The organism is Serratia proteamaculans, assembly GCF_008830365.1.
Classification (GTDB): domain Bacteria; phylum Pseudomonadota; class Gammaproteobacteria; order Enterobacterales; family Enterobacteriaceae; genus Serratia; species Serratia proteamaculans.
In genome coordinates this window covers 611,279-628,362 of record NZ_WBKI01000002.1, presented here as the reverse complement: position 1 = coordinate 628,362, position 17,084 = coordinate 611,279, and the positions used below count along the sequence as shown (strand labels likewise).

At 51.7% G+C, this 17,084-nt stretch carries 18 protein-coding genes and 1 tRNA gene; 4 read left to right on the top strand and 15 right to left on the bottom strand.

Annotated elements, in window-relative coordinates; all coding sequences use genetic code 11:
- Window positions 1-51 precede the first annotated feature (51 nt).
- Window positions 52-1,068, top strand: coding sequence for a UDP-glucose 4-epimerase GalE (galE, locus tag F8R23_RS12010; protein WP_129935872.1), 1,017 nt, complete (start codon window positions 52-54; stop codon window positions 1,066-1,068).
- 69 nt (window positions 1,069-1,137) lie between these two features.
- Here the strand turns inward: galE and purK are convergent, their stop codons facing one another.
- From purK to ppiB, 4 genes are all read right to left on the bottom strand, one after another.
- On the bottom strand, window positions 1,138-2,205 hold the full coding sequence (gene purK / locus F8R23_RS12005; protein WP_129935870.1) for a 5-(carboxyamino)imidazole ribonucleotide synthase: 1,068 nt from the start codon (window positions 2,203-2,205) through the stop codon (window positions 1,138-1,140).
- Window positions 2,202-2,726: a 5-(carboxyamino)imidazole ribonucleotide mutase gene (gene purE / locus F8R23_RS12000; protein WP_112347647.1), complete on the bottom strand. Its 525-nt coding sequence runs from the start codon at window positions 2,724-2,726 to the stop codon at window positions 2,202-2,204. The genes purK and purE overlap by 4 nt, the downstream gene beginning before the upstream one ends.
- A gap of 166 nt (window positions 2,727-2,892) precedes the next feature.
- A complete protein-coding gene (gene lpxH, locus F8R23_RS11995; RefSeq protein ID WP_129935868.1) occupies window positions 2,893-3,615 on the bottom strand; it encodes a UDP-2,3-diacylglucosamine diphosphatase in 723 nt (240 codons plus the stop codon).
- Window positions 3,616-3,625: 10 nt separating this feature from the next.
- On the bottom strand, window positions 3,626-4,120 hold the full coding sequence (ppiB, locus tag F8R23_RS11990; protein ID WP_129935866.1) for a peptidylprolyl isomerase B: 495 nt from the start codon (window positions 4,118-4,120) through the stop codon (window positions 3,626-3,628).
- A 302-nt stretch (window positions 4,121-4,422) separates the two neighbouring features.
- On the opposite strand from ppiB, the gene cysS reads away from it, so the two are divergent.
- Window positions 4,423-5,808, top strand: coding sequence for a cysteine--tRNA ligase (gene cysS / locus F8R23_RS11985; protein WP_151415660.1), 1,386 nt, complete (start codon window positions 4,423-4,425; stop codon window positions 5,806-5,808).
- A 68-nt stretch (window positions 5,809-5,876) separates the two neighbouring features.
- Here the strand turns inward: cysS and ybcJ are convergent, their stop codons facing one another.
- Both ybcJ and folD read right to left on the bottom strand, forming a co-directional pair.
- A complete protein-coding gene (gene ybcJ / locus F8R23_RS11980) occupies window positions 5,877-6,089 on the bottom strand; it encodes a ribosome-associated protein YbcJ (RefSeq protein ID WP_129935862.1) in 213 nt (70 codons plus the stop codon).
- Between the two features lie 10 nt (window positions 6,090-6,099).
- Window positions 6,100-6,966, bottom strand: coding sequence for a bifunctional methylenetetrahydrofolate dehydrogenase/methenyltetrahydrofolate cyclohydrolase FolD (folD, locus tag F8R23_RS11975; protein WP_099065332.1), 867 nt, complete (start codon window positions 6,964-6,966; stop codon window positions 6,100-6,102).
- A gap of 332 nt (window positions 6,967-7,298) precedes the next feature.
- On the opposite strand from folD, the gene F8R23_RS11970 reads away from it, so the two are divergent.
- Window positions 7,299-7,375: transfer RNA gene (locus F8R23_RS11970), tRNA-Arg, on the top strand.
- A gap of 235 nt (window positions 7,376-7,610) precedes the next feature.
- Here the strand turns inward: F8R23_RS11970 and F8R23_RS11965 are convergent.
- The 3 genes from F8R23_RS11965 to F8R23_RS11955 all read right to left on the bottom strand — a co-directional run bounded on the left by F8R23_RS11965 (window position 7,611) and on the right by F8R23_RS11955 (window position 9,999).
- Window positions 7,611-8,501, bottom strand: coding sequence for an alpha/beta hydrolase (locus F8R23_RS11965; protein ID WP_211369074.1), 891 nt, complete (start codon window positions 8,499-8,501; stop codon window positions 7,611-7,613).
- A gap of 63 nt (window positions 8,502-8,564) precedes the next feature.
- Window positions 8,565-9,065, bottom strand: a complete 501-nt coding sequence (locus tag F8R23_RS11960; protein WP_151415659.1) for a nuclear transport factor 2 family protein — start codon at window positions 9,063-9,065, stop codon at window positions 8,565-8,567.
- A gap of 265 nt (window positions 9,066-9,330) precedes the next feature.
- Window positions 9,331-9,999 carry an isochorismatase family protein gene (locus F8R23_RS11955; protein WP_099065383.1) on the bottom strand — a complete coding sequence of 223 codons (669 nt, stop codon included), beginning with the start codon at window positions 9,997-9,999 and terminating at the stop codon, window positions 9,331-9,333.
- Between the two features lie 155 nt (window positions 10,000-10,154).
- Between F8R23_RS11955 and F8R23_RS11950 the strand changes: the two genes are divergently transcribed.
- A complete protein-coding gene (locus F8R23_RS11950; RefSeq protein ID WP_151415658.1) occupies window positions 10,155-10,505 on the top strand; it encodes a winged helix-turn-helix transcriptional regulator in 351 nt (116 codons plus the stop codon).
- A gap of 529 nt (window positions 10,506-11,034) precedes the next feature.
- Here F8R23_RS11950 and F8R23_RS11945 read toward each other — a convergent pair.
- From F8R23_RS11945 to F8R23_RS11920, 6 genes are all read right to left on the bottom strand, one after another.
- The gene (locus tag F8R23_RS11945; RefSeq protein WP_129935858.1) at window positions 11,035-11,820 is read right to left on the bottom strand and encodes an SDR family oxidoreductase; all 786 of its coding nucleotides are present in this window, start codon (window positions 11,818-11,820) and stop codon (window positions 11,035-11,037) included.
- Between the two features lie 124 nt (window positions 11,821-11,944).
- Entirely contained in the window at window positions 11,945-12,742 is a 798-nt protein-coding gene (locus F8R23_RS11940; RefSeq protein WP_129935856.1) for an SDR family oxidoreductase, read from the bottom strand.
- Window positions 12,743-12,799: 57 nt separating this feature from the next.
- Window positions 12,800-13,855: an ABC transporter permease gene (locus F8R23_RS11935; RefSeq protein WP_129935854.1), complete on the bottom strand. Its 1,056-nt coding sequence runs from the start codon at window positions 13,853-13,855 to the stop codon at window positions 12,800-12,802.
- A gap of 17 nt (window positions 13,856-13,872) precedes the next feature.
- Window positions 13,873-15,417: a sugar ABC transporter ATP-binding protein gene (locus F8R23_RS11930; protein WP_129935852.1), complete on the bottom strand. Its 1,545-nt coding sequence runs from the start codon at window positions 15,415-15,417 to the stop codon at window positions 13,873-13,875.
- A 1-nt stretch (window position 15,418) separates the two neighbouring features.
- On the bottom strand, window positions 15,419-16,039 hold the full coding sequence (locus tag F8R23_RS11925) for a DUF2291 family protein (protein ID WP_151415657.1): 621 nt from the start codon (window positions 16,037-16,039) through the stop codon (window positions 15,419-15,421).
- Window positions 16,040-16,081: 42 nt separating this feature from the next.
- Window positions 16,082-17,017: a D-ribose ABC transporter substrate-binding protein gene (locus tag F8R23_RS11920; protein WP_129935848.1), complete on the bottom strand. Its 936-nt coding sequence runs from the start codon at window positions 17,015-17,017 to the stop codon at window positions 16,082-16,084.
- Window positions 17,018-17,084: the final 67 nt, after the last annotated feature.

Sequence of the window (17,084 nt, the reverse complement as noted above, 5' to 3'; positions counted from 1 at the left end):
GCAGATATGGCGGGTTTTCGCTCCTGATACTGAATAAGGGGAAGTGAAGTTATGACGATTCTGGTAACCGGCGGCGCGGGCTACATTGGTTCACATACGGTACTGGCGCTGCTGGAACGTGGTGAAGATGTGGTGGTGCTGGATAATTTGATCAATGCGTCTGAAGAGTCTTTACGGCGCGTGAAACAACTGACGGGCAAAGCCGCGACGTTCTATCAGGGTGATGTGCAGGATGCCGGTTGCCTGAAGCGCATCTTTGAGGAAAACAAAGTTGCCTCGGTGATCCACTTTGCCGGTCTGAAGGCGGTGGGGGAATCCACCCAAAAACCCCTGGAGTATTATCAGAACAACGTGGCGGGGACGCTGGTGCTGCTGGAGGCGATGCGTGAGGCGGGAGTCCATCAGTTTATCTTCAGCTCCTCCGCCACGGTGTACGGAGAACATGCCCCGGTGCCTTACCGGGAAGATATGCCGATCGGTGGCACCACCAGTCCCTACGGTACTTCCAAATGGATGGTCGAACAGATCCTGCAGGATTTTGCCAGGGCCGAACCGGCATTTTCGATTATCGCGCTGCGCTATTTCAACCCGGTGGGTGCCCACGAGTCTGGCCTGATTGGCGAAGATCCGAGCGGCATCCCCAATAACCTGCTGCCTTATATCGCGCAGGTGGCGATTGGCCAGCGGGAAACCCTGAGCGTGTTCGGCGGCGACTACCCGACTAAAGACGGCACGGGCGTGCGTGATTATATCCACGTGATGGACGTGGCGCAGGGCCATCTGGCGGCGATGGATCATTTAGCTCAGATCGTCGGTTTTAAAGCCTACAACCTGGGTTCCGGGGTCGGCTACTCGGTGCTGGAAATGGTGCAGGCGTTTGAAAAGGCCTCGGGGGTTGTCATTCCTTATCAGATCTTACCGCGCCGCGCAGGCGACTTACCTGCCTTCTGGGCCGATGCCGGGCTGGCGAAACAGGAACTGGGTTGGCAGGTGCAACGCGGGCTAGACGTGATGATGCGCGATACCTGGAACTGGCAGAGTAAAAATCCGCAGGGCTATACCCGCTAGCTTCTCATCGGCAATAAAAAAGGTTCAGCTCTATGAGTTGAACCCTTTGTTTTTGGCACGGGGAAACGTTTAAGCCAGTTTTTGCTCAGCCCAGGCCAGGCCGCTTTGGTATTCGCTCGGCAGCAGCGGAGCCAATGCCTGCAACGTTTGCTGCAGCGTGGTGGCGTCAGGATCGTTCAGATTCAGGTGCCCGACCTTGCGACCTTCACGCACCTCTTTCTCATACCAGTGCAGATGCACCAGCGGCAGCGCCAGCCATTGCGGATTCACTGCGGTGCCAATCAGGTTGACCATCACCGACGGCGTGCTTACTACCGGCTTCGGTAGCGGCAGGGCGAGAATAGCGCGCAGATGCAGTTCGAACTGGCTGATAGACGCGCCGTTCTGCGTCCAGTGGCCACTGTTGTGTACCCGGGGGGCCAGCTCGTTAATCAACAGGCGATCGCCAACGATAAAGCACTCCATCGCCATCACGCCAACGTAGTTCAGCTCATCAAGAATGGCCGTCAGCATTTGCTCCGCCTGCCGTTGCAGGGCAGGGTTGGGTTGCGGCAGCGCCACGCTGGTGCGCAGAATGCCTTCTTCATGCAGGTTATGGGTCAGCGGATAGAACACCGACTGGCCGTCATGCCCGCGTGCGCCAACCAGCGACACCTCACCGGAGAAGTTAATGCCCTGCTCGACGATACATTCGCCATAGGCGTCGGCCGGCAGTTCGGCTTCCTGGCCTGGGCGCAGACGCCACTGGCCGCGGCCGTCGTACCCACCAACGCGGCGTTTAACGATCGCCAGTTCGCCAAGGGTAGCAAACACCTGCGGCCATTCGGCGGCATCGGCCAGCAACTGCCACGGCGCGGTGGCCAGGCCAAGCTGATCGAGCAACTGTTTTTGCGTCAAGCGGTCCGCCAGACGTGGGAAGATATCGCGGTTGACGAAGCTGTTATGGGTCGCCAGTTCGCGCGTCAGCGCGGTTTCCGGCCAGCGTTCGATTTCAGCGGTGATCACGCTGTTCTGGTAGGGCACGGCTTCCGGTTCGGCGTCGAGGCCAACCGGATACACGGCGATGCCCAGCGGCTCCCCGGCCTGGCGTAACATGCGCCCTAACTGGCCGTTGCCCAGTACACAAACCGGCTTCATGCTTCCTCCCGCGGATCCGGGTTGTTCAGCACGTCGTCAGTCTGTGCCTGACGCCAGTCGGCCAGGCGTTGTGCCAGCGCGGTGTCGTGCAGCGCCAGAATTTGTGCCGCCAGAAGGGCCGCATTGGCAGCACCCGCTTTGCCGATCGCCAAAGTGCCGACGGGAATGCCACGCGGCATTTGCACGATCGAATACAGACTGTCTACACCGCTTAGGGCGGCGCTTTGGACCGGAACACCCAGCACCGGAACCAGCGTTTTCGCCGCCAGCATGCCCGGCAGGTGCGCAGCACCGCCTGCACCGGCAATGATCACGTCAAAGCCATTATCAGTTGCCTGCTCGGCAAAGCTGAACAGCTTGTCTGGCGTGCGATGAGCGGAAACGACTTCGACATGGAACGGGACATCGAGCGAGGTCAGGACGTCGGCGGCAAACTGCATGGTGGCCCAGTCACTTTTCGATCCCATTACAATTGCGATTTTGACCCCAGCGTGGGTGGCTGAAGCGGCGTTGGCTCCCATGGGTGTAAGGCTCCTGTGATTGTACAAACGACGGCCGGTTGCCTGCGGCGGGAGGCCGAATGAGGGCGTAGAGCATACCATGAGCGCACGGCGAGGAAAACGGTTGCGTCGCCGGTTTTCATCGTCAAAAGCGCGAATTTTTTTACCTGTGCGACAAGTCAGGAACTTAGAACGGGAACTGGATCAGTTCGACGGCATCGGCGCTGACTTTGATCATTGAGCCTTCGACGTGCCAGGCACCCAGCACCACGCGGTGGGCTTTGCCGTTGCTCAATGCCAATTCATGCACCGCCGGGCGGTGAGTGTGGCCGTGGATCATCCAGTGAACCTGGTGGCGCAGCATTGCCTGCTCAACCGCTTGTGGGTTGACGTCCATAATCGATTCCGACTTGTACTGGTTGCTTTGCTGGCTGCGGGCCCGCATTTTGGCAGCGATCTTCAGTCGCCAGCGTAGCGGCATCGCCAGAAACAGTTTTTGGATCAGGGGATTGTGTACTTTACGACGGAACTGTTGGTAGGCCTGATCGTCGGTACACAGCGTGTCGCCATGCAGGATCAGGATTTTTCGGCCATACAGATCCAGCACTTTTTCTTCCGGCAGCAGTTGCATGCCGCTGGCGCGGGCAAAGCGTTTGCCGACCAGAAAATCACGGTTGCCGTGGATAAAGTAGCAGGGGACGCCAGTCTGTTGCAGCGCCTTCAGGGCTGCGGCGATTTCGCCGTGCAGCGGCTCGGGATCGTCATCACCGATCCAGGCTTCAAACAGGTCGCCAAGAATGTACAGGGCGTCGGCGTGGGGAGCATCTTGCCGCAGAAAACGCAGAAAACCGGCAGTAATTGCCGGTTCCTGTGCGCTTAAATGCAGATCTGCGATGAACAGCGTGTTCATGCAGCCGCGATTACTCGCTGACGGTAACGCTAGTGACGATCACGTCTTCTACCGGTACGTCCTGGTGCATGCCGCTACGGCCAGTTTTCACCGCTTTGATCTTGTTAACCACGTCCATACCTTCAGACACTTCAGCAAATACGCAGTAGCCCCAGCCCTGCGCGTTTTCGCCGCGGAAGTTCAGGAAGTCGTTGTCTGCCACGTTGATGAAGAACTGTGCGGTCGCAGAGTGTGGATCGTTGGTGCGAGCCATTGCCAGGGTACCGATGGTGTTTTTCAGACCGTTGTTGGCTTCGTTCTTGATAGTCGCTTTGGTGTCTTTCTGGGTCATGCCCGGCTCAAAACCGCCGCCCTGAACCATAAAGCCATTGATAACACGGTGGAAAATGGTGTTATTGTAGAAACCGTCACGGCAGTAGTTCAGGAAGTTTTCAACGGTAACCGGTGCTTTGTCAGCAAAGGTGTTGATAACGATATCGCCGTGATTAGTGTGGAAAGTAACCATAGTTTTAGTCCTAACAAGATGAATTGAGATGTCACAAGGATCGAGTGAACAATCAGACCGCCGTTATAACATATCTCCTTTAATCAGTCAGCAGCGGCTAAACCGCACGCTGGCTGTGGTAAAACGATAATTGTTATATTATAACATTAGTGGCGATCGCTGATTTCTCACCGTTTTCCACCTCTCAGCTTAGCAAACCACGGCCTTAACCTTGCATTAGATCAGGCTTCGGGTTTCAATACGCTGCTGGGTGAATCGCCTAATTACTATTTTTGTTATCACGCACACCACGGAATGTCCCGATGCTAAAGATTTTTAATACCCTGAGTCGTCAAAAAGAGGAATTTAAACCCATTCATGCCGGTAAAGTTGGCATGTACGTGTGCGGGGTAACCATCTATGACCTGTGTCATATCGGCCACGGGCGTACCTTTGTTGCTTTCGACGTCGTCGCGCGTTATTTGCGTTACCTCGGCTATTCGCTGAACTACGTGCGTAACGTTACCGACGTTGACGATAAAATTATCCGCCGCGCGACAGAGAATGGCGAAAGCTGCGATCAACTGACCACGCGCATGCTGGCAGAGATGCACGCTGATTTCGACTCCCTGCTGATTGAACGCCCGGACATCGAACCGCGGGCTACCCAGCATATTGCCGAGATCATTGAGATCACCCAGCGCCTGATCGATCGCGATCACGCTTATGTGGCCAGCAACGGCGATGTGATGTTCTCCATCGACAGCGATCCACAATACGGCTTGTTGTCACGCCAGGATCTGGATCAGTTGCAGGCCGGTGCACGCGTAGAAATCGACGACGTGAAACGCAACCCGATGGATTTCGTGCTGTGGAAAATGTCCAAGCCGGGCGAACCGAGCTGGGAATCGCCATGGGGCGCAGGCCGTCCGGGTTGGCACATTGAATGTTCTGCCATGAACTGCAAGCAGCTGGGCACTCATTTTGACATCCACGGCGGCGGGTCCGATCTGATGTTCCCGCACCACGAGAACGAAATTGCCCAGTCGAGCTGTGCGCACGATGGCCCGTACGTCAACTACTGGATGCATTCCGGTATGGTGATGATCGACAAAGAAAAAATGTCGAAATCGCTGGATAACTTCTTCACCATCCGCGACGTGCTGGGCTACTACGACGCCGAAACCGTGCGCTACTTCCTGATGTCTGGTCACTATCGTAGCCAACTGAACTACAGCGAAGAGAACCTGAAGCAGGCGCGTACTGCCCTGGAACGTCTGTACACCGCGCTGCGTGGTACCGACGTCAACGCTCAACCGGCCGGTGGCGAAGTGTTCGAAGCCCGCTTCCGCGAGGCAATGGACGACGACTTCAATACGCCAGAAGCTTACTCTGCGCTGTTTGATTTGGCGCGTGAGGTTAACCGCCTGAAGGCTGAAGATCTGATGGCAGCCAACGGGCTGGCGGCGGAACTGCGCAAGCTGGCGAAGGTGTTGGGCCTGTTGCAGCAAGAACCGGAGCTGTTCCTGCAGGGCGGCGCACAGGCTGACGACGGTGAAGTGGCGGAGATCGAAGCCTTGATCAAACAGCGCAACGACGCGCGCAAAGCTAAAGATTGGGCGCTGGCGGATGCCGCGCGCGACCGCTTGAACGAGATGAACATCGTGCTGGAAGATGGCCCGCAGGGGACCACCTGGCGCCGTAAGTAATTCGCTTTAGGCTGACAAACAAAAAAGGCGCTGAGTTAACCCTCAGCGCCTTTTTTATGGAGCACGGCTTACGGCTTAACGACAACCTTGCTGCCGTTATACTCGACTACCTGATCGGCAACGATTTTGCAGCGCTTACGCGTTTCTACTTTGCCGTTCACTTTCACCTGCCCATCGGCGATGACTTCTTTGGCGCCACCGCCGCTTTCACACCAGCCCTGGAATTTGAGCAGGTCGCACAGTTCGACGTGCGGGTGATTATCCAGATTAAAAGTTTCCATACTGCCTTACTTATTTAGGTTGAACGTCGTGATAAACCTCGCAGGCCTGCAAGGTATTTTGGATCAGTGTAGCAACGGTCATTGGGCCAACGCCACCCGGAACCGGAGTAATGTAGGCTGCGCGCTCGCTGGCGGCTTCAAAATCTACGTCGCCGACTACTTTACCACTTTCCAGGCGGTTAATGCCGACATCCACCACGATCGCACCCGGTTTGATCCAATCACCCGGAATAAAGCCCGGTTTACCGACCGCGACCACCAGCAGATCGGCGTTTTCAACGTGATGACGCAGATTTTTGGTGAACCGGTGGGTCACGGTGGTGGTGCAACCGGCCAGCAGCAGCTCCATACTCATTGGGCGACCGACGATGTTGGATGCGCCAACCACGACGGCATTCAGGCCATAGGTATCGATGTTATAACGCTCGAGCAGGGTGACGATACCGCGTGGGGTGCAAGGACGCAGTTTAGGCGAGCGCTGGCACAGGCGACCGACGTTGTACGGATGGAAACCGTCGACGTCTTTATCCGGATGAATACGTTCCAGCACTTTGACGTTATCGATGCCGGCAGGCAGCGGCAACTGCACTAAAATACCGTCGATCTCGCCGTCGGTATTCAGTTGATCGATCAGCGCCAGCAGTTCGGCCTCACTGGTGGTGGCAGGCAAATCATAGGAGCGGGAGAGGAAACCCACTTCATCACAGGCGCGGCGTTTGCTGGCGACATAAATCTGTGAGGCCGGGTTTTCGCCAACCAGTACGACTGCCAGGCCCGGCGCGCGTTTACCGGCAGCCAGACGTTGTTTAACTTGCTCAGCCACTTCGTTTCTAACCTGCTGCGCAATCGTTTTACCATCAATAATCTTTGCTGACATCAGTGAGGAAATCCATCAATTAAGAAAAGCGGGGATGACGCTATTTTGTCAGAAGCGGAGCGCGCTGTCAGGCGCTGAATCGTGTTCGACGCCGTTTGCCTGACATGATTTACGTTTTTTTATGCCAACAGAATGATCCTCTACACCTTTTTACCGCCCGGTACTGAGCCGAACTCAAGATAAATAACGATGTTAACTTCATAGCGATATCTGTAATGGCTGAAAAAACACCATAAAGCACGGCTACAGCCGTAACGTCATGAAAAGGCATTGACTCAGTGACCCCTGACCGTATAATCCCCTCCCGCAACCCTCGGTTGCCGCATCCCAATGCGCCCTTAGCTCAGTTGGATAGAGCAACGGCCTTCTAAGCCGTAGGTCACAGGTTCGAGCCCTGTAGGGCGTACCATTTAGATTCAACGAATTAAGCCTCTTCCTCAACAGCTGCTTTTTCCAAAAGTGCCAGATTAGTGACATTGTCCGCCAAGACTTCGTCAATTTTTTCTCGTATGTTTGGTTAAATGATATGGGGAAACGAGGCAGCTCTTCAAAAGTAGCAATCAGCTTGTTGACCTGGATAAACGCGTTGCAGACCTGAAACTGGGGGACGGAAAAGTCTGGGAATATCCCCCCAAAAAAGAAGATCAGGGGCGCAAGTAATGTTTCAAAAAAGTCACCCCATCTTTTAATCCAGCCATGCCTGCCGGATGGGTGGTGGTATCTTTAAAGAATTGAATAAAACCATGCTCAGCATTTTTATACACGTTAACCAGGGTTGTTACTCCCGCATGGTTTAAAACATCGCCCAACTGTATACATCCATCGTAAAGTGGATCATTGTCACCTACGGATATAAGTGTCGGGGAAAGGTGATGGTGATTTCCATATAATGGTGAAACGAGCGGATCGTTTATTGCCATCCCTTCAGGGAGGTAACAACTTGCCACAAATTTCATAATGTCAGTAGTAGGGAAATTAGTTTCACCAAATACGGCGAAGGATGGCGTGTCAAAATCGAAACTGGCACTGGGATACATCAACCACTGTGCACAAATGGGAGGGCCTTTACGATCACGGGTGAGGGTATTCACCACTATAGCTATTGTCGCTCCCGCGCTGTCACCGGTTACTGCAATAGCATTGCGGTCGATCTTCAACGTCTCTGCCTGCTGATGTAACCATTGTAAGGCTGCATAGCTATCTTCAATCCCTATTGGGGCGGGAAACTCTGGGGCTAAACGGTAGTCAATTGCCAGCACGACAGCACCGAATTTATTGGCCAGGGCGCGGCAAAGTACATCATGAGTATCTAAATCGCCCGAGACCCAGCCACCACCATGAATAAACAGAATTGCAGGTTTAAGTGTGTTTTCTTTTTGTGCAGGGACATACAATCGTGCAGGCATATCATATTCAGTTGAAGTGGGAATAACTATTGCTGACAGGGTTTCTACCCAATCTGGCTCACCGGCAGTCGAGATCAGTTGACGATAATCATTCCGCATTTCTAAAACCCGTTCGATTTTCTTGTCCATTAAATTGCTACTCCTATCCGTTTATCGAAACGTCCCTAAAAAAGGAATGTTGTCTTTTACCGATTATTTTTTCCCTACCTGAAATGCTGCCACATCAGTTCTGCTCTGGATAACCCACTCACCACTGGCACGGAATGATGCCGCAGAGGCATAAGTATCTTCCATGAACTGAAAATATACGATTTTACTGTTTTCTACTTTAGCCTTGATCGAAAAGGGGGAGGTAAACTGGTGTCCCAGCGCGACAGAGGTGTAAGTAAATTGCCCAAATACGGCCACTATATCGCCCTCTGCAAGGATATCAGTGATATCAAAGGCATCAACATTCCAGTAGGTCCCAACATTGACGAAGGTATCAATATACACTTGACGCCCTTGGGAGGTACCCGCCCAAGGCTCAATCTGTTTTAACTCAGGGTTGTTAAAATTGAGCGAGATATAGGTAGCATTAATATCTACTAATTGATTAGCGGCATTTTCAACTTTATCCTTAGCGGTATTTTCTAAGAATGCCTTTACAATATCCTTGGGTTTTCGCGTTTTCAATGCTTGTTCAATCGACATGATATCTCCTTCGTTAATGTTTTTGGTCCAGGTTTGAGAAACTGTGCAGATTCACGTTTGAACTCTGCGCTGAAATTCTTTCTTTTTACTGGGTCACCTTGCGTTGTTATGAGGTGAGATATGACCCCAGTTAAGGTGCTCAAATTCAGTAAACCACTGCATTCTGGCACGAAAGAGGGCACTTTAGTGCCCTCTGTTTCCTCTGTCTCACTCATATGCGATATGAGGAAATTTGCAGCGAGCATTACTTACATATATTTATACTTTACTGATATTTATCGAGATTTGTCTCTGGGCCATCCTTAACGACAGCCTGGGCTTTACTAAAGCTTTCCATCAGGCACTTGTACTCAGGGCACACATGCTCAGAAAGTATTTCAGCAAAGCGTGAACCTTCAGCACGGTTCCAGGTTCGCATTAACTCAGCAACGATAGCGAAGGTGTCAGTAGGGATCGCGCCAGCTTGCGTAACTCGAGCGATAGTGGTGTCAGTTGCCAACTTACTCCAGTTTCCTGAAGCATCGACGACACAATAAACATTGTAGCCCTCTTGTCTCGCGCTCACTGCAGGGAAGGCCATACAAACGCTTGTAAGCGTGCCGGCGATGATCAGTGTCTTCCGACCCGTCTTCTTAATCTCTTCCACAAATAAAGGATTGTCCCACGTGTTTATCTGCCCGGTGCGCGGCACATAAACTGCATGGGGGGCATACTGATGTATTTCTGGGATCAGTGGGCCATTGGGACCATCTGGTACAGAAGCAGTAGTGATCACCGGAATATTCAGCAATGTTGCTGTCTTCGCGATCGCTGTAACGTAATTGCGAAGATCAGGAATGGATACGTCACGAACCGTATTGAACAGTCCACTCTGGTGATCGATAAGTAAAATAACCGAATCATCTGGGTCTAGCATTCCATTGGTAGCAGCCATATTGTTCCTCTTAATATCCAATTTTTACGACGATGTACATCACCAGTTCGGTGAAAGTACTTGAGTCGGACAATGATAAAATATATCTTGCACATCCAAACCACAACTACTTACATTTATGTTACTAGTTTCCAAAATGATACTGAGAACCTGAAATGTCTATAGCTAATAAAAAGGCAAGCTGTCCCGTAGAAATCACGTTGAAAGTCATTGGGGGGAAGTGGAAAGTACTGATCATTCATTTTCTTCTCGAGGGTACCAAAAGATTTGGTGAGCTGACGAGATGCCTTGGACCCATATCGCCAAAAATTCTCGCTCAGCAACTGCGCGAATTAGAGGAGGATGGTCTTATCGTTAGAAAGGATTTTGGGGAAATACCTCCGAGGGTCGAGTACGCGATGTCTTCGCTTGGTAACACCCTCTCACCTATCCTGTATGCAATGGCGGACTGGGGCGATTTTTTTGAAGCCAGGCAAGAAACTGAAAAGCCAGAAATGGATATATGATGAAGAAGAGGTTGTTCTGTGGGTATGGAATGATTTTCGAAAATTTCAGCAGGGAAAAGTCATTTCCAGCTATAGAATGAAATTATTGAAAAATTATTCCCCCCTAGCATTAACAGCCTGATTTACACCTTTTACCATTCTGAATGAGACCTTTCCTGCTCGCTGCTTTTGACTGTGGGATGATTTTCTGGACAGTGAATAAGTATTTCCTCTGAGCCTGGATAATGCCTGGAATAAGAGAAAAACTCGTCATTGTTGCACGCATAACATATTGGGTTTCTTACATTTTAAATTAAGATGTGGGTGCTGTATTTATTCGTTGAGCATTATGAGATAAAGATTATTGGTGTGCTCAATCTGACTCACATGATCAGTTAAATGATTCAGTGCCAAGTGCAGATATCTCTGCATCCCTTTCTATACTTTCATTGTCAGCTCGTAGAATACCCAAAGAGAATCCTCACGACAGAGGATAAATGCGGAGAGGATCCTCCGCATTCGGCTACAGCTCAAAAGTTAAGCACCGCTTTTACCAGCAGACAAAACCGCCATCGACGACCAGATCAACACCGGTACAGAACGACGCGGCATCACTGGCGAGGAAGAGTGCCGGGCCAGCCATCTCCTCCACTTTTGCCATTCGCTGAATCGGCGTCTGGCTTTCAAATTCGCGGGTCTGATGGATCATCTCAGGGCGTGTATTCATTGGCGTGGCGGTGTATCCCGGGCTGATGGAGTTGACGCGGATCCCTTTGCTGACCCATTCCATTGCGAGGCTTTTGGAGAGGTGAATAACACCCGCTTTGGAGCAGTTATAATGTGCCTGCTCAAGACCGCGATTAACAATAATGCCGGACATGGAGGCAATATTAATAATCGAACCACCGCCTAATTCCTGCATCAGTTCGGCTTCCGCTTTACAGGAGTTCCACACGCCGGTGAGGTTAATATCGATAACCCGCTGCCATTGTTCGGTTTCCATCTCAAGCGCCGGGTTGGCGTTGGCGATACCGGCCGCGTTAACGGCGATATTGAGGCGGCCGAAGCGGCTTTTGGCCAAGGCGACGCCAGCACGCAGATCGCTAAGTTGACGAACGTCCCCGGTATAAAAGCAGGCCTGCCCGCCAATCGATTCGATATTTTTAACGGTTTCGGCAAGGCCACCGTCTTCGCGTAGATCAAAACAAACCACACGAGCGCCCGCGCTGGCGAGTCCATAAGCAATCATCTGACCGATGCCGCTGCCTGCACCGGTCACGAAGGCCACGCGGTCCTGTAGACTAAACAGCTGTTGAGAAAAATTTTTTGTGATCATAGCCATCACTCTCTGAATTAATATCCCGTGGCGCAATACGGCGTAAACCGACGGGTAGGAGTATCCCGGGTTGCGGCTAACGTTTTCCTGGCCACTATTCTGGTTTTGTCGTTCCTGACGGGCATTACGACATAATCAGGCCGCCGTCGATGTTGATGGTTTGTCCGGTAAGGTAGCGTGCATCGTCGGATGCGAGGAAGGCCACCAGTCCGGCGACATCTTCCGGTTTACCCGCACGCTTCATCGGAATACCTTCGACCCATTCCGCCATCAGTTCACCTTTGCCATAGCGTTTTTGTTCGGTACTCAGGGCCTCACCCCACACTCGGTCGTTGTAATCCCACATTTCGCTTTCGATAATGCCTGGGCAGAAGGCGTTGACGGTGATATTCCACGGCGCCAGTTCGTGGGCCAGGCTTTGCGTAATGCCTATAACGCCCATTTTGCTGGCAGCGTAATGCGGAGTGTAGATAAAGCCCTGACGACCCTGGCCTGAAGACGTATTAATCAGGCTGCCGTGCTTTTGTTTCACCATGTATTTGGCGGCCTCGCGGCAGCAGAGCCAGACGCCGGTGGTGTTAACCGCCAGCACTTTCTCAAAGTCGGCTTTCGGCATGCGATCGTAATAATCGATGGTGATCACGCCAGCGTTCTGGATAGAAACATCGATAGTGCCGAAACGGGCTGCGGCTTGCTCGTACAACGATTGCACCTGCGCTTCATCAGTGACATCGACCTGCAATGACAGGATCTCGGCCTGGTAACTTTTGCGCAAGGTTTCTGCCGTTTCGTGAACACGCTCGGCGTTGGAGACCATCACCAGGTTTGCACCATCGCGAGCAAAGCGCTCAGCAATACCAGAACCAATCCCGCGGCATGCGCCGGTGATAACGACCGTTTTGTTATGGAAATTTCTTTGCATGTTATTTCCCTTGTGTAGGCCGGACGCAAGCGCGTGCGGCGGGGTAATGAAAGCGTATTAACTGGCGGCCTGAGCCGTGGCAAGTTTTTCCTCATGGCGACGCATCAGGATGACTTTGTTCTGTAATTTCTGCTGGAATTGGTCGACGACGACGGCGGTGACAATCACCACGCCCTTAATGACCATTTGCCAGAAATCGCTGACTCCCATCATCACCATGCCGTCCGCAAGGAAGACGATGACGAAAGCACCAATAATTGAGCCCGTAACCCGCCCACGCCCACCTGCCAGCGCGGTTCCGCCCAGCACGGTGGCACCGATGGCGTCCATTTCGAACATATTGCCGGTCATTGGATGGGCCGTTTGCAGCTGTGAAGCGACGATCAGGCCAACAAATGCGGAGCAAAGGCCGGAGAAGGCGTAAACGAATATTTTTGCTTTAACGATCGGGACACCAGCCAGACGAGCAGCGGATTCGTTACCACCAATAGCGTAGATATAGCGGCCAAGTGGCGTTTTGGTCGTCAGCCAGTAACCCAGCAGCAGGAAACCAATCATCAGCCAGATAGGCAGATAAATACCCATCAGCGTACCGGAGCCCAGAGTAGCGAAACCGGTATTGCCCAGCGCTTCTATACCGTTGAGGTTGGGGTAGGTGCTGCCGTCGTTGAACAGCAAGGCAGAACCTCTGGCGACATACATCATGCCCAGCGTACAGATAAAGGGTGCCACGCCGAAACGGGTGATCACGGCACCGTTAATAAAGCCGACGACGATGCCGAAAATGGCCACGCACAGAATAACTTCAGGGACGTTGAAGAAGATGACGCTGCCGTTCCATAAGGGCAGGCCGTTAGTCAATAATGCTCCGGCGACCATTCCGCAGATCCCGGCGACGGCACCGACAGAAAGGTCGATCCCTCCGGTCAGGATTACCAGCGTCATGCCGACGGCCAGCAGGCCGGTGATGGCCACGTGCTGAGTCATAATCAGCAGGTTAGATGTGGTCAGGAAATTCGGTACCATCACGCTGAAGAACGCGATAACCAGCAGCAGAGCGATAAAGGTTCTGGCCTTCAGCAGGTACATATAAATCATATATTTCTGGTTCATGATGGGTTCCAGCCTGATTAATCTTGAGGTGTTGAAGCCGCGATTAATTTTTCGCGGGTAACCGCATGACGCGGTAAATCGGCGGTAATTCGGCCATCGGCCATCACCAAAATTCGATCAGCCAGCGCCATGACTTCATCCAGTTCCGATGAAGAGAACATCACGGCCAGACCCTGTTGGGCCATTTTGCCTATCAGGTGATAAACGTCAGTTTTGGCACCGACGTCGATACCGCGAGTGGGTTCATCGAGAAAAACAACCTGTGGACGTGTCATTAGGGCTTTGCCTAACACCACTTTTTGTTGATTGCCCCCGCTTAAGGACGTAATCGGCAGTTCAGGGTCGCTGACTTTGATAGCGAGCTCGCGGATCATCTCTTTGACGCTGGCGTGTTCTTTTTGCGGGTTGAGCCATTTCCATGCCTGGCGAAAACCTTTCAGGCTAAGATCTGATAAGGTCATATTCGATTGAATCGACATAATCTGTACCACGCCTTCGCCCTGTCGGTCCTCGGGAACTAACGCCAGGCCTTTTTTAAGTCGGGCTTGAAACTGGGCTTTACCAATGTTTTCGCCATTAAGATGGACGCTGCCATTCTGGCAAGGCATCAGTCCTATCAGGCCTTTAAACAGCTCCGTGCGTCCGGCACCCAGCAGACCGTAAATACCGATCACTTCCCCTTTACTCAGCGTGAAGCTCACATCGTTGAGCTTATATCCGCCGCTGTGGTGTAGCGCTGTCAGACCTTCAACGGCAAGTACCGCCTCGCCTTTCTGCGCGGGCTGATAGTCGAAATGTTTTTTCTTATCACCCACCATCTGTTCGATAATCCAGGGAATGCTGGCATCGCTGACATTACGTTCACTGATAAAGCGTCCATCGCGGAAAATGGTAATGTGATCGCCAATTTCCATCAGTTCTTCCAGTCGATGGGAAATATAAATAATGGTGACGCCGCGACGTTTAAGCTGCTCAATAACGTTAAACAGGATTTTAACTTCCGACTGGCTTAGTGCAGAAGTAGGTTCATCCATGATTAATACGCGAGTGTCTTTCGACAGTGCACGTGCAATTTCGACCAACTGCTGGTGGCCGATACCTAATTCGCCAAGTTGTGTATAGGGATCGACATTGAGCTCCAGTCTTTCCAGTAGTTTTTTGGCTAACTCATATTGATACTTTTCGTTGATTTTCCCTTTCTGAAAAAACTCGTTAGCCATGAAGATATTATCCATGATGTTCATGTTCGGGAATAAATTTAATTCCTGAAAAATGATGCTGATTCCCTTCCTTTCGGCCTGGTGAGTCGAGCTAAGGGAAACCGGGGTGCCCTCAAGAATAATTTGACCGGAGGAAGGGGTTTCAACGCCAGCAAGCATTTTCATCATGGTGGATTTACCCGCACCATTCTCTCCGATCAGAACGTTTACTTTATTTCGATAGACCCGGTAGCTCACGTTATCTAAGGCCACGACCCCTGGATAGACGCGGGACAACTCACGGGTTTCGATAATAACTTCAGATTCGACTGTTTGGGGAGTGACGAGTTCTTGCTGTGGCATTTTATTTCCCTCCCAAACGAACAATTTTCGCCGGCGTAATATCAGGAATGGTTTGCGGAATATCCCAGGCCGAGAATACGCCATACACTTGCGTAGCTTCGCCCGTTTTAACTTGTGCCGCTTGAATCATTTTTACCGCATGTTCGTTAATGGCCTGGCCATATTCGCCAAACAGAACCTGGTCGTTAAAGTCCTGATAACTGGTGTCCTGGTAGGCGTCGCGTAAGAGCGTGCCGCGCAGCGTTGGGCCAATTTGCACCACAACATTGCTGCCGCCGGTATCCTGAATCGTCATTTTTCCGCTACGGGAAGTCGAATCAATATGGGTGATATTGCCTTCAACCTTGACGTAAAAAATGCACGGATTCTCATCCTGAGCGCGATAGCCTAATATTTTGCAAGCGCTATCAATATCTTTAGCCGCGCGTAAGGCTGTCATTAACTCGGCAACGGGACGGGCCTGAGAAACGATCTGGGGAACCACTTTGTCTTGCCACGTCTGATCGATATTCGCCATATGCGGATTGGGCGGGGATTTAAGATCGGCCAGCTCTTGCTGAGAGACTATACGACAGCCTCCAAGCGCAAGAACGGCCAGTGCCAGCCAGGTTTTTTTATACATAAACTCTCCTATACGCCCCCGAAGGGGCGCAACAACCCGAACTCAGGACTTGATGTTGAAGTCCTGAACTTTGTCTGCATTGTCTTTGGTGATCAGAATGCCGCGGAACATAACGCGTTGTTTTGCCGGTTTTTCACCTTTTTGCAGGTAGTTATCGAGGTCGGTAACACCCTGAGCGGCAATCGCCTGAGCCTGGAGCATCACCGTGGCTTGCAGGGTTCCTGCTTTAACGGCATCGCGTTCATCGTTGCTGCCATCAATACCGACAACCACAACATCGGTGCGATTCGCGGCTTTCAGCGCGGCAATAACGCCCAGTGCGACAGGGCCGTTGCCGCAAATTACGCCTTTCACGTCAGGATGCGCCTGCAGAATGCTGTCCATAATGCGTTTGCCGTCGATTAACGTCCCTTTGGCATCTTGTTTCGCGACGCTGACCATATCCGGGTATTGGTCGATGACCTGATGGAAAGATTTAGAACGGGTAACGCAGTTATTGTCAGCAAGGTTACAGGTCAGTTCGGCATATTTTCCCTTTTCCGTCATCTTCTCAACAAATACGTTGGCGACTTCAGAACCAGCCTGGAAGTTATTATGGGTGATTTGTTCAAGAGCGACATCATCAACAGGGATTTCCCTGTTGATTAAGATCACCGGAATACCTGATTTCTTTGCTTTCTCAATTGCTGCGACGCTGGCGGTTGAGTCGGCATTATCAAGGATAATCCCCTGAACTTTTTTACCGATGGCTGTATCAATCAGTTCATTCTGTTTTTTTACATCTTCACCATGCGACAGAATTGTGGTTTGGTATCCCAGTTCTTTTGCTTTCTCGCTGGCACCTTTGGCTTCAGAAGCGTAATACGGATTATCCAGCGAATTTACCATGATCATGATGGTGCCTTTTTCCACTGCCTGGGCAGTAAAAGAAAAAGCGGTCAGGGTAGCAACAGTTAAAAGCGTTAAACGTAATTTCATGACAATGTTCTCTCTTGGTTGTTATTGTCGGGTACGGTGAAACAACGTAAGGCCTGAATATCAAGTT